Origin of the sequence: Rossellomorea aquimaris, from assembly GCF_003315075.1 — a bacterium.
In the GTDB taxonomy this organism is placed as follows: Bacteria; Bacillota; Bacilli; order Bacillales; family Bacillaceae_B; genus Rossellomorea; species Rossellomorea aquimaris_C.
Genome location: NZ_QNRJ01000002.1, coordinates 157088 through 170457, shown reverse-complemented (window position 1 = coordinate 170457; position 13370 = coordinate 157088). Strand labels below are relative to the sequence as shown.

Here is a 13370-nt window from a genome sequence, read left to right as displayed (position 1 = left end):
AGTCAGATGAGTGTAAATAAGAAGATCCCATTGCGCAAATGTGTGGCAACGGGTGAAATGAAACCGAAGAAAGAAATGATACGGATTGTCCGCTCGAAAGAAGGGGAGGTTTCCATCGATCCCACAGGTAAGAAGTCAGGGCGTGGAGCTTATCTTTCCAAGGATAAAGACATCATTTTACAAGCAAAAAAGAAAAATACATTAGCCAATCAATTACAAGCGAAAATAGATGAATCTCTTTACGATGAATTGATTAGCCTTGTGGAGAAGGAGTAACGTTTAGCGTATGAATCAAAATCGTTGGATGTCACTTTTAGGATTGGCGAATCGGGCACGTAAGATTATTTCAGGTGAAGAGCTTGTTATTAAAGAAGTTCGTAGTGGACGAGCAAAACTTGTCATTCTTTCCAAAGATGCTTCTGCTAATACATACAAGAAAATCACGGACAAATGTAAATCCTACAATGTTCCGGTTAGCTTGGTGGAAAGCAGAAACGATTTAGGTCAGGCCATTGGAAAAGAAGCCAGGGTAGTGGTGGCTATAATGGATGCAGGCTTTGCCGGGAAATTATCCGAACTGCTCGATGAATCTCAGTGGGGGTGAACATATGAGCAAGATGCGTGTTTATGAATATGCAAAAAAATACAATGTTTCAAGCAAAGATGTTATCGGAAAATTAAAGCAACTGAATATTGAGGTATCAAACCATATGGCAACTATAGAAGACGACGCAGTAACAAAATTAGACGCGATGTATAAAGGGGATTCAGGCAGTCAGAAACCTGGCCAAAAGGATTCCAAGGCAAATGCATCAAAGACAGAAGAAGCTCCGAACAAGGAAAAAGTAAAATCAGCACCGAAAAGTCGTGAAGGAAAAAAACACGAACAACAGCACCAATCAAAGGAGAAGAAGGTCTTCAATAATAATAATAACAACAACAAAAACAAAAATAACAAACAAAACAGGCAAAATAAAAATTTCAAACAGGCTCCACAGCAACAGCCGCCTGCCAAGAAAAAAGAACTTCCTTCAAAAATTACGTTCTCAGATTCATTGACGGTTTCAGAGCTCGCGAAAAAGCTTCACAAAGAGCCATCTGAAATCATTAAAAAACTATTCATGCTTGGTGTCATGGCAACAATAAACCAAGAACTAGATAAAGAATCAATTGAGCTCATTGCAGGGGAATATGGAGTCGAAGTAGAGGAAGAGATCAAGGTAGATGCCACTGATCTTGAAGTATACTTCACTGAAGATACACAAGAAGAAGTAGTAGAGCGTCCATCTGTTGTGACAATCATGGGTCACGTTGACCACGGTAAAACAACTCTGCTTGATTCCATCCGTAACACGAAAGTAACGGCAGGAGAAGCTGGAGGAATCACTCAGCATATCGGTGCTTATCAAGTAGAAGTGGATGAAAAGAAAATCACCTTCCTTGATACTCCTGGACATGCTGCCTTCACAACGATGCGTGCCCGCGGTGCTCAAGTAACCGACATTGCGATCATTGTTGTTGCTGCTGATGATGGGGTCATGCCTCAAACAGTTGAAGCAATTAACCATGCCAAAGCTGCTGAAGTTCCAATTATCATTGCCGTTAATAAAATGGACAAAGAAGCTGCGAATCCGGATCGTGTAATGCAAGAACTCACGGAATACGAACTGGTTCCTGAAGCGTGGGGTGGAGACACAATCTTCGTACCACTATCTGCATTATCAGGAGAAGGGATCGATAATTTACTTGAAATGATCGTCCTTGTCAGTGAAGTGGAAGAGCTTAAAGCAAATCCGAATCGCCTTGCTCAAGGTACGGTAATTGAAGCACAATTAGATAAAGGCCGGGGATCTGTAGCGACTTTACTTGTTCAAAACGGGACATTGAAAGTTGGAGACCCTATCGTAGTAGGAAATACATTCGGACGTGTTCGTGCAATGGTCAATGACCTTGGTCGCCGTGTGAAAGAAGCGGGTCCATCTGCTCCTGTTGAAATCACAGGTTTAAATGATGTTCCTCAAGCAGGGGATCGTTTCGTTGTATTTGAAGATGAGAAAACGGCTCGTTCCGTTGGTGAATCCCGTGCTTCTCAAGCTCTGCAAGCTCAGAGGGGAGAGAAGTCCAAAGTAAGCCTTGAGAACCTGTTCGAACAAATGAAACAAGGTGAAATGAAGGATCTCAACCTTGTTCTTAAAGCGGACGTTCAAGGTTCAGTAGAAGCTCTTGCCGCTTCATTACTGAAAATTGAAGTTGAAGGTGTAAATATTCGTATCATCCACACTGGTGTGGGAGCGATTAACGAATCAGATATTACATTGGCAGCAGCGTCCAACGCCATTGTTATAGGCTTTAATGTTCGCCCTGATGTAAATGCGAAACGTACGGCTGATGCTGAAGGAGTAGAAATTCGATTACACCGTATTATCTATAAGGTAATGGAGGAAATTGAAGCTGCTATGAAAGGGATGCTGGACCCTGAATTTGAAGAAAAAATCATTGGTCAAGCAGAAGTTCGTCAAACATTTAAAGTGTCTAAAGTTGGTACTATTGCGGGAAGCTATGTAACAGAAGGTAAAATTTCTCGCGACAGCGGCGTTCGTCTAATTCGTGATGGAATTGTTATCTTTGAAGGTGAACTGGATGCTCTTAAACGTTTTAAGGATGACGCGAAAGACGTAGCCAAAGGTTACGAATGTGGTATTACGATTAAGAACTTTAACGATGTGAAAGAGGGCGACGTAATCGAAGCCTTCATCATGGAGGAAATTACACGTAAATGATCACATATGTTGAATGTGAGTGCATGATTTATGATTCTCACTCTTTAAAAGAAAAGCGGGCGGTCCTGCAGAGGGTCTTGTCACGCCTCAAACAAAAATTTAATGTATCTGTCTCTGAAATCGGACACCAGGATGTATGGCAACGAACCAGGATTGCCATCGTCACCGTCGCTTCTTCCAAAGGAGCCAGTGAAAGAGAAATGGAGCATGCATTGAAATTCATTGATTCTTTTCCGGAGTGGGAGAGACTGGAGACCCAAATCGAGTCGTTATAGAGAGTTGCTTATGTTCCAACATATAACCATTAACGATATATAAGAGGTGATATTGATGAGCCATCGTGCGAATCGTGTTAGCGAGCAAATGAAGAAAGAGCTCAGCGATATTATCGGACGAAAAATAAAGGACCCACGCATTGGCTTTGTGACAGTTACAGACGTGCAGGTAACTGGTGATTTACAACAGGCAAAAGTGTATATTACCGTTCTAGGTGGAGAAGACCAAAGAGAAAACACGCTTAAAGGTCTGGCGAAGGCAAAAGGGTTCATCCGTTCTGAAGTAGGACAGCGAATCCGTCTGCGCAAAACACCTGAAATTATTTTTGAGTTTGATGAATCGATTGATTATGGTAATCATATTGAAACTTTATTAAGAAAAGTTCAAGATGAACCAGAAGAGTCTAAAGACACAGATGAGTAACTAGAAAGGGCTGATCCGGAAGGAATGACAATTCCAATGGATTAGTCCTTTTGTTTTCTAATTGTTGGATTAAAGAAGAAATAATAGTGGAGGTATTAACATGAATGGAATCCTGCCCCTATGGAAGCCCCGTGGCATGACGTCACATGACTGTGTATTTAAATTAAGGAAGCTCCTTAGAACGAAAAAGGTGGGCCATACAGGCACGCTTGATCCGGAAGTATCTGGTGTACTTCCGATTTGCATCGGAAGAGCGACGAAGATAGCAGAGTATATTACAGCATCGGGAAAAACCTATGAAGGGGAAGTCACTCTTGGTTTCTCGACTACGACAGAAGATGCTTGGGGTGAACCTGTTGTAAAGAAGGCATTGGACCGTACGATTACCAGAGCAGAGGTTGAAGAGATTCTCAGAAGTTTAACCGGCGATATTACGCAAACCCCTCCAATGTATTCAGCGGTAAAGGTAAACGGTAAACGGTTATATGAGTATGCAAGACAAGGGATTGAAGTTGATAGACCATCAAGAACCGTTCGGATCGATAAGCTTCAATTACTGGAGGATTGGGATGAGTTAGACAGCCAGAATCCCGCTTTCTCTTTCGAAGTGGCTTGTGGCAAAGGTACTTATGTGAGGACCCTTGCTGTTGAAATGGGAAATAGACTTGGATATCCTGCTCATATGTCAGCCCTTACCCGTACACAATCAGCCTGTTTTAGGAAAGAGGACTGTTTTACCTTAGAAGATGTGAAAGAGTTCGTTGATAATGGGAATCCACAAGGGCTTCTTCTCCCACTGGAAATGGGGCTTTCTCATTTGCCGAAAATGGCAATTAATGATACATTAGCAGAGAAAGTGAAGAATGGAGCACGCTTGGAAGAGCCTGAGGATTGGCCGGAAACGAGTGAAGTAGTGATGGAGTATCATGGCAAGGTTATTGCCATTTATCGCCGTCACCCGGACAAACCAGGGGTTATCAAGCCTGTCAAAGTGCTTTTCAACGACTAGTGAAAAAAGGTGAAATACTGTGAAAGTGATAACTGTACATCATCCACATTCAATTAGTAAGAATGATTTTCCATCCCTTGTTTTGGCTCTAGGGTACTTCGATGGGGTGCATAGAGGACATCAGAGGGTGATCAAGGCAGCAGTAGAAAAAGCGAAGGAGCTCAAAGCTTGTAGTGCGGTAATGACATTTGATCCTCATCCTTCAGTTGTATTAGGTCATAAGCACAAGCATATACACTACATAACACCTCTGGAAGAAAAGAAAGAAATTATAGAGGAACTGGGTGTGGATTATTTATTTATTGTCCGATTCACATCAGAATTTGCAAGTCTGATCCCTCAGGACTTCGTTGATCAATACATCATAGGGCTCAATGTACTGCATGTAGTAGCAGGCTTCGATTACTCATATGGACGTTTAGGGAAAGGGACGATGGAAACACTTCCATTCCATTCACGCGATATGTTTACTTCTACTACAATTTCGAAGCTTACAGACGATGACTCCAAAGTAAGTTCGACGTTCATAAGAGAATGCCTTAAAGAAGGCGGCGTAAAGAAGGTTCGAGAGCTCCTGGGCAGGCCGTTTAAGATGAAAGGGACAGTCATACACGGGGATAAGAGAGGCAGGAAAATCGGCTTTCCTACTGCCAATATTGAGTTGGCCTACGACTATCTTACTCCTAAAGTGGGAGTGTATGCTGTTAGAATGAAAATTCATGATAAATGGTTCGATGGTGTATGCAATATCGGTTATAAGCCTACTTTTAAAAATCCTGACGAATACTCTCTATCAATCGAAGTTCACATTTTTGATTTCCATGCATCTATATATGGCGAAGAAGTGTATATCGAATGGTATGAAAGAATTAGAGATGAACAGAAGTTTTCGGGGATAGAGGAATTAATCTCGCAAATTCAGAAAGATAAAGACAAAGCAATCCACTACTTTTCGGAAATTTGAGGTTTATACTTGATTTTTGTTGAAAAGAGTAGTATTCTAAATAGCGTATGAAATGAACCTTTGCTTGGCATCACGATTCACCAACGGCTGCTCAGTAACAGGGGATTTGAAAGAAATTATTAGGAGGTGAAAAGGATGGCTATCACTAAAGAGCGTAAAAACGAACTTATCAGTGAATACAAAGTACATGAGAACGATACTGGATCTCCAGAAGTTCAAATTGCTGTCCTAACTGAAGAAATTAACAACCTGAACGATCACTTACGCGTTCACAAGAAAGACCACCACTCTCGTCGCGGTCTTCTGAAAATGGTAGGTCACCGTCGTAATCTATTATCTTACCTACGTAAGAAAGATGTACAACGCTACCGTGAGTTAATCAACAAATTAGGTTTACGTCGATAAACAGACAAAGGAAGCGGGATTATGTCCCGCTTTTTCTTTAGTTTTGATAAGTGGGAATCTTTGTATGATCCCCCACTTATTTTTAAAAAAATTCATCACGAAAAGTATTCAATTATATAGTTTTTGTCTAAAATACATAATATGTACATAAGAGTTAATTCGAGTCCTTAATGCGAGTAAATAGAACTTTCCATTGAGGGAACATGCTATATTTACATAGTTCCTTATGTTATTCATCCAAACGAATATAACGGCACAAATGTGCATGATATAGAATAGTTTATTTACAATATTTATCCGGGTTGGGTACAGGCCGAACCCTTTAGTGATATATAAAGAGAGGGGCACACTTTATGGAACAAACTAAACAAATCTTTTCCATTGAATGGGCAGGAAGAGAATTAACGGTCGAAGTAGGCCAATTTGCCAAACAAGCCAATGGAGCGGTAATGGTACGCTACGGAGATACTGCGGTATTAAGTAGTGCAACAGCTTCAAAAGAGCCAAAACCATTGGATTTCTTCCCACTGACTGTGAATTATGAAGAAAGATTATATGCTGTTGGTAAAATCCCAGGAGGATTTATTAAACGTGAAGGACGTCCAAGTGAAAAAGCGATCCTGGCAAGCCGTTTAATCGACCGCCCTATCCGTCCATTGTTCGCAGATGGGTTCCGTAATGAAGTACAAGTAATCAGTATAGTGATGAGTGTAGACCAAAACTGTTCATCTGAAATGGCAGCTATGTTCGGATCTTCACTGGCACTTTCTGTTTCTGATATCCCATTTGAGGGTCCGATTGCTGGAGTTATAGTTGGTCTGATTGATGGTGAATTTATTATTAACCCATCAGTGGAACAGCTGGAGAAAAGTGAGATTCATTTATCTGTAGCCGGTACGAAAGAAGCCATCAACATGGTTGAAGCAGGTGCAGATGAAGTACCGGAAGAGACAATGCTTGAGGCAATCATGTTTGGTCATGAAGAAATAAAGCGCTTAGTCGCTTTCCAAGAGGAAATTGTTGCTAAAGTCGGTAAAGAAAAATCAGAAATTCAACTTGTTGAACTTGATCAAGCCGTTGAAGCAGAGGTTCGTTCAATATGTGAAACCGAACTGATCCCTGCGATCCAAGTTCAGGAAAAACATGCTCGTGAAGAAGCAATTAAAGCAGTTAAGAAAAAAGTGATGGCTGTTTATGAAGAAGAGAAGGAAGCCGATGAAGCTACACTGAAGCAAGTGAAAAAGGTATTAGACAAGCTTGTGAAAAATGAAGTTCGTCGCTTGATCACGGAAGATAAAGTCCGTCCTGATGGCCGTAAAGTCGACGAGATCCGTCCACTTTCTTCCGAGGTTGGTTTATTACCAAGAACACATGGTTCTGGACTGTTCACACGTGGACAAACTCAAGCACTAAGCATTTGTACATTAGGTGCTTTAGGAGATGTCCAAGTTCTTGATGGTCTAGGAATTGAAGAATCAAAACGATTCATGCATCATTATAATTTCCCTCAATTCAGTGTAGGGGAAACGGGCCCGATCAGAGGACCAGGTCGTCGTGAAATCGGACATGGAGCACTAGGGGAAAAAGCCTTGGATCCGATTATTCCAAACGAGAAAGACTTCCCGTATACAATCCGCCTTGTTTCCGAAGTACTTGAATCAAATGGTTCAACTTCCCAAGCAAGTATCTGTGCAAGTACATTAGCGATGATGGATGCCGGTGTTCCTATTAAAGCACCTGTAGCAGGAATCGCCATGGGTCTGATCAAATCTGGTGAAAACTATTCCATCTTAACGGATATTCAAGGGATGGAAGATCACCTGGGAGACATGGACTTTAAAGTAGCCGGGACTTCTAAGGGTGTAACCGCTCTTCAAATGGATATCAAAATTGATGGGCTATCCCGAGAAATTCTTGAAGAAGCACTTCAACAAGCGAAAAAAGGAAGAATGCAGATCCTTGATAGCATGTTAGCAACAATCGGTGAAGCAAGAACCAGCCTTTCTCAATATGCACCGAAAATTTTAACCATGCATATTAACCCTGATAAGATCCGTGATGTTATTGGACCAAGTGGTAAACAAATCAATAAAATCATCGACGAAACAGGCGTTAAGATTGATATTGAGCAAGACGGAACGATCTTCATTTCTTCTACTGATGAAGAGATGAACAAAGTTGCTAAGAAAACAATTGAAGATATAGTAAGAGAAGTTGAAGCTGGACAAATGTACCTGGGGAAAGTAAAACGAATTGAAAAATTCGGTGCATTTGTAGAAATCTTCAGCGGTAAAGATGGACTGGTCCACATTTCTGAACTTGCAGAAGAGCGTATTCGCAAAGTTGAAGATGTGGTAGCGATCGGCGATGAGATCCTTGTTAAGGTTCTTGACATCGATAACCAGGGTAGAGTCAACTTGTCTAGAAAAGCCGTTCTTAAAGAGCAGCGTGAAAAAGAAGAACAAAACCAGGCATAATCTTTTAAGATTGGCAGGCTGTCCTGTAAGGAGCAAACTCTCCTCCGGGACGGCTTTTTTTATCTGTGGAATTTTCATTCTGCCCTGAAGGAGTAGCCTCCGCTTTTGTTCTACCTTTTCCTTTCCTAACATATGTTTTTAGGAGAAGGAAGGTGGACAGGTATGGATAGAAAATACTTGATTGGAATTAGTCTAATTGCTATTCTGACTTTGGTTGTCGTTGAAAATCCATTATCAGATCAGTATGTGACAGGACTAAAACAAGAATCGCTAGAAGTGAATGGAGTAAGCGAACCCTATGACTTAACCCGAAAAATAAAAGAAGAAGCAAAATTGAGGGAAGTCCCAGCTCAAGATGCTGTAATAGATACAGTTTGGAAAGCTACACCAGGATATAATGGGTTGAAAGTGGATGTAGAAGCGTCTCTTCAAAATATGAAAAAACAAAAATCTTTTGATGAAGATAAACTGATCTACAAGCAAATCCCTCCTGAAACGCACTTACCTGATTTACCTGCTTCCCCTGTTTACCGAGGGAATCCGGATAAACCAATGGTGTCCTTAATCATTAATGTAGCATGGGGAAATGAATATATCCCGGATATGCTTGCAACTTTGAAAAAACACCAAGTATATGCTACGTTCTTTTTAGAGGGGAGATGGGTGAAAAATAACCCGGACTTAGCGAAGATGATCGTAGATGCAGGACATGAAGTGGGAAATCATTCATATTCTCATCCTGATATGAAATCATTGGAGTCAGCCAAAGTAAGAGAAGAATTGAAAAAGACGAATGAAATAATTGAAGTGACCACAGGGGATAAAGTGAAGTGGTTTGCTCCACCAAGCGGCAGCTACCGGGAGGAAGTCATAAATATTGCAGACGAGATGCACATGAGAACGATCATGTGGAGTGTGGATACGATTGATTGGCAAAAGCCACAACCAAGCGTGTTAATCGAGCGTGTAATGAGAAAGATGCACAAGGGAGCTATTGTACTGATGCACCCGACAGCTTCTACGGCCAATTCGTTAAACATGTTGATTCTTCAAATAAAAGAAAAAAATTTAAGGCTTGGTACGATCTCAAGCTTGGTTAAAGAAGAGAGAATCGTGGAAGACGTCGATAATTCGTCAGAACAGGGAAATAGTAATAAGAAGCAGTAAGTTTGCATCATGAATAGGAGGAAATTTCTTGATAAAGAAATATACATGCCAAAATGGACTAAGAATCGTGCTGGAGGAAATACCTCACGTTCGTTCTGTAGCGATTGGGGTCTGGATTGGAACCGGATCACGCAATGAAACGGAACAAAACAACGGGATATCCCACTTTTTGGAACATATGTTTTTCAAAGGCACAAAAACGAAAACGGCCCGTGAAATAGCAGAGTCCTTTGACAGCATCGGCGGACAGGTCAATGCATTTACTTCAAAGGAATACACCTGCTATTATGCAAAAGTATTGGACAATCATGCGGATTATGCATTACATACACTTTCTGATATGTTCTTTAACTCTACCTATGTAGAAGAGGAATTGAATAAAGAAAAAAATGTAGTGTATGAAGAGATTAAAATGTATGAAGATACCCCGGATGATATTGTTCATGACTTACTAAGCAAGGCAATCTATGAAGAGCATCCACTTGGCTATCCGATTCTAGGAACGGAAGAAACACTGAACTCATTCAATCAAGCTAAATTGAAAGAGTACATGCATGACATGTACACCCCGGATCAAGTAGTAGTGTCTGTAGCAGGAAATGTGGATGAAACATTTATCAAAGAAGTCGAGAAGCTATTCGGATCTTATGAAGGTGGTAAAGGACCTGAGGACCGTGTGAAGCCTGCCTTTCACAACAATAAGATTGCCCGGAAAAAAGATACAGAACAAGCTCATTTATGCTTAGGATTTGACGGCCTGCAAATCGGGCATCCGGACATCTATAACCTGATCGTATTAAACAACGTGTTAGGTGGCAGTATGTCATCCCGTCTGTTTCAAGAGGTTCGCGAACAAAGAGGACTTGCGTATTCCGTGTTTTCTTATCATTCCGCATATGAAGATAGCGGAATGGTTACCATTTATGGAGGGACAGGAGCCAATCAGTTAGATCAATTATTTGATACGATCGACAGCACCCTGCAAGCCCTGAAAGATGATGGTATTACGTCTAAAGAATTACTAAACAGCAAAGAGCAATTAAAGGGTAACCTTATGCTGAGTTTAGAAAGTACGAATAGCCGGATGAGTCGTAACGGGAAAAATGAGCTGTTACTAAAACGCCACCGTACGCTGGATGAGATTGTCGAAGAAATCGACGGCGTTACAATGGACAAGGTAAATCAGTTAGCCCTTGACATCTTTAAAGATGATTATGCGATATCCCTCATCAGTCCGGATGGGAATCTCCCTCAAAATATGAGGAAATAACAGAAAAAAGCAGACTGCTTAAGTCTGCTTTTTTTTTTTTTTGAACGCTCTATTCTCAAAGATTGTTGCTATTTAACATAAGCTCTGCAAGGTTCTTTCAAATATTCTTGTATTTATTGATTTGGATTAAGGATACATGCTCAGTAAGTTGATTGGAGTGGAAGGATGATCGACTCCTGCGGGAATAGCTGGACAGGTGAGACCCCACAGGCGAAGCCGAGGAGGCTCACCGCCAGCCCCGCGGAAAGCGAGCATCCTGTAACGGAAATCAACTATTACTTTCTTCTCTAAAATAACAACAAACTTTAAGAAAAGAGTTTTTTTGAATGAATCATCACATTGGATGGAAATAACGAAGAATTTCTTCTAAAAAAAGTGGACAGTGTATACATTGTAATACAGAGCTTTTTTAGGGAGGAAACCTTCATGAGATTAAGCGAGTTAAGCGGAAAAGAAATAGTCGATTATAAAAAAGCAGAACGTCTTGGAATTCTTGGGCAAACCGATCTTGAATTCAATGATAAGTCTGGAAGCATAAATGCGCTTATCATTCCGACGGGTAAATGGCTGCGAAAGCAAGGCGGGGAAATCCGGGTACCTTGGCATCAAATCAGAACAATCGGAGCGGATATGATCATTCTGGAAGTATCGAATGAATAACGAAATAGATCATCTACTGAAACGGGGCCTCCCCGTTTTTTTATTTGGTCTTACAATTAAATAAGATGTTCCTCTCCAAAACGCCAGAAGGAGTCAGTGTAATAGGAAGATACATATTGTACCACCTGAATGAAACTTGTGTACGACTATTATCCCGTCCTGACCTCTTACATCCGCTCCCTTACCAAAACAACCCCATATTCTAAACAGTCTCTTCCTGCTTTTCTTCTCACCCATTAGGTATGTGCAACATACACTGTTGAAGTGAAAAGGGATTTAGAATAGCGATTATGTAAAAAGTAGGTGAAATCAGTGATGCTGACCGGAATGCAGATCGCAGTTCTAGGCGGAGATGCTCGTCAACTTGAGATTATTCGGAAGCTTACTGAGTTGGATGCAAAAATCTCACTCGTAGGTTTTGAACAACTAGATCATGCCTTTACAGGGGCTACGAAAGAAAAGCTGAGTGAAGTGGACTTTTCAATTATTGATGCCATAATCTTACCTGTACCCGGCACGAATCTACAAGGAGAAATTGATACGATTTTTTCCAATGAGAAAATCGTTTTAACAGAAGAAGTTGTGTCTCAGACGCCAGAGCACTGTACGATCTATTCAGGAATTAGTAATAAGTATTTGGATGAAATAATGTCTTCAACGAATCGGGAACTTGTTCAGTTGTTTGAGAGAGACGATGTTGCCATTTATAATTCTATTCCTACAGTAGAGGGAACGATTATGATGGCTATTCAACATACAGACTTTACGATTCATGGATCTACGATTGTCATATTGGGTCTGGGTAGGGTAGGTATGAGTGTAGCTAGAACGTTTCATCATTTAGGCGGAAAGGTCAAGGTTGGTGCACGGAAAAGTGAGCATCTGGCCAGGGTGACTGAGATGGGCTTAGAGCCATTCCACTTAGATAACTTAGAAAAAGAGGTTGAGAATTGTGATATATGTATTAACACAATTCCAGTGCATATAGTGAAGGCTGCTGTGATAGCCAAAATGCCGGCTCATACATTAATCATCGATTTGGCTTCAAAGCCTGGAGGTACAGATTTTCGTTATGCAGAAAAACGGGGAATTAAAGCATTGTTGGCCCCGGGATTGCCAGGGATCGTGGCACCTAAGACAGCAGGCCAGATACTCGCGAATGTACTTTGTCAATTGTTAGAGGAAGATCTTGATTTAGGAAAGGAGAGTTCATCATGAGTGTGAAAGGAAAACGAATCGGGTTTGGTCTGACAGGTTCTCATTGTACGTATGATGCCGTATTCCCGGAAATCGAACGATTAGTGAATAACGGAGCAGAAGTGATGCCGATTGTGACTTCAACTGTTATGAATACGGAAACGAGATTCGGTAAAGGAGAAGACTGGATTAAGCGAATTGAGGACGTTACGGGTCATAGGGTGATCGATTCAATCGTAAAGGCAGAACCACTCGGTCCTAAAATTCCATTGGATTGTATGGTGATCGCTCCCCTTACAGGGAATTCAATGAGCAAATTCGCAAATGCAATGACAGATTCTCCAGTGTTGATGGCTGCTAAAGCGACTCTTCGTAATCACCGTCCTGTAGTACTGGGGATATCGACAAATGATGCTCTTGGTTTAAACGGTGTAAACCTAATGAGATTAATTTCAACCAAAGATATATATTTTATCCCATTTGGGCAGGATGCACCTGAAAGCAAACCGAAATCAATGGTAGCCAGAATGACGCTGATTCAGGAAACGATAGAAGCGGCTATTGAAGGAAGACAGCTTCAGCCTGTTGTAATCGAAAGATATTTAGATTAATAGATGGAGAAGGCTATCAACTTGCACTGTTAAGATGGCCTTCTTTTCATGTATAAATATTTAAAGTTTTATAAATAATCAAGGCATAAATATAAAATTCCCTATTGTCGAATAATTGTTTATGTTAAAAT

14 protein-coding genes are annotated in these 13370 nt (G+C 40.9%); all 14 read left to right on the top strand.

Translation table 11 applies throughout. The annotated features are described in order from the left end of the window. Positions 1 to 6 precede the first annotated feature (6 nt). Positions 7 to 276 carry an RNase P modulator RnpM gene (rnpM, locus tag DET59_RS03305; RefSeq protein ID WP_113968187.1) on the top strand — a complete coding sequence of 90 codons (270 nt, stop codon included), beginning with the start codon at positions 7 to 9 and terminating at the stop codon, positions 274 to 276. A 10-nt stretch (positions 277 to 286) separates the two neighbouring features. Then, positions 287 to 604 carry a YlxQ family RNA-binding protein gene (locus tag DET59_RS03300; RefSeq protein WP_113968186.1) on the top strand — a complete coding sequence of 106 codons (318 nt, stop codon included), beginning with the start codon at positions 287 to 289 and terminating at the stop codon, positions 602 to 604. A gap of 4 nt (positions 605 to 608) precedes the next feature. Further along, positions 609 to 2780, top strand: a complete 2172-nt coding sequence (gene infB, locus DET59_RS03295; protein WP_113968185.1) for a translation initiation factor IF-2 — start codon at positions 609 to 611, stop codon at positions 2778 to 2780. Further along, positions 2777 to 3055: a DUF503 domain-containing protein gene (locus DET59_RS03290; protein WP_113968184.1), complete on the top strand. Its 279-nt coding sequence runs from the start codon at positions 2777 to 2779 to the stop codon at positions 3053 to 3055. Before infB ends, DET59_RS03290 begins: the two co-directional genes overlap by 4 nt. Positions 3056 to 3110: 55 nt before the next feature. Beyond that, entirely contained in the window at positions 3111 to 3479 is a 369-nt protein-coding gene (gene rbfA / locus DET59_RS03285; protein ID WP_113968183.1) for a 30S ribosome-binding factor RbfA, read from the top strand. Between the two features lie 100 nt (positions 3480 to 3579). Continuing rightward, positions 3580 to 4488, top strand: a complete 909-nt coding sequence (gene truB, locus DET59_RS03280) for a tRNA pseudouridine(55) synthase TruB (RefSeq protein WP_113968182.1) — start codon at positions 3580 to 3582, stop codon at positions 4486 to 4488. A gap of 19 nt (positions 4489 to 4507) precedes the next feature. Continuing rightward, positions 4508 to 5452 (top strand): bifunctional riboflavin kinase/FAD synthetase, encoded by a 945-nt coding sequence (gene ribF, locus DET59_RS03275; RefSeq protein ID WP_113968181.1) that lies wholly within the window; start codon positions 4508 to 4510, stop codon positions 5450 to 5452. 135 nt (positions 5453 to 5587) lie between these two features. Beyond that, positions 5588 to 5857 carry a 30S ribosomal protein S15 gene (gene rpsO / locus DET59_RS03270; protein WP_034760125.1) on the top strand — a complete coding sequence of 90 codons (270 nt, stop codon included), beginning with the start codon at positions 5588 to 5590 and terminating at the stop codon, positions 5855 to 5857. A 353-nt stretch (positions 5858 to 6210) separates the two neighbouring features. Continuing rightward, the gene (gene pnp / locus DET59_RS03265) at positions 6211 to 8334 is read left to right on the top strand and encodes a polyribonucleotide nucleotidyltransferase (protein ID WP_113968180.1); all 2124 of its coding nucleotides are present in this window, start codon (positions 6211 to 6213) and stop codon (positions 8332 to 8334) included. A 162-nt stretch (positions 8335 to 8496) separates the two neighbouring features. Further along, positions 8497 to 9501 carry a polysaccharide deacetylase family protein gene (locus tag DET59_RS03260; protein ID WP_113968179.1) on the top strand — a complete coding sequence of 335 codons (1005 nt, stop codon included), beginning with the start codon at positions 8497 to 8499 and terminating at the stop codon, positions 9499 to 9501. A gap of 28 nt (positions 9502 to 9529) precedes the next feature. After that, on the top strand, positions 9530 to 10771 hold the full coding sequence (locus tag DET59_RS03255; protein WP_113968178.1) for a M16 family metallopeptidase: 1242 nt from the start codon (positions 9530 to 9532) through the stop codon (positions 10769 to 10771). A gap of 426 nt (positions 10772 to 11197) precedes the next feature. After that, a complete protein-coding gene (locus DET59_RS03250; protein WP_113968177.1) occupies positions 11198 to 11431 on the top strand; it encodes a YlmC/YmxH family sporulation protein in 234 nt (77 codons plus the stop codon). A gap of 315 nt (positions 11432 to 11746) precedes the next feature. Beyond that, complete coding sequence (gene dpaA, locus DET59_RS03245; RefSeq protein ID WP_113968176.1) at positions 11747 to 12649, top strand: dipicolinic acid synthetase subunit A; 903 nt, start codon at positions 11747 to 11749, stop codon at positions 12647 to 12649. Beyond that, entirely contained in the window at positions 12646 to 13239 is a 594-nt protein-coding gene (locus DET59_RS03240; RefSeq protein ID WP_113968175.1) for a dipicolinate synthase subunit B, read from the top strand. The genes dpaA and DET59_RS03240 overlap by 4 nt, the downstream gene beginning before the upstream one ends. Positions 13240 to 13370 lie beyond the last annotated feature (131 nt).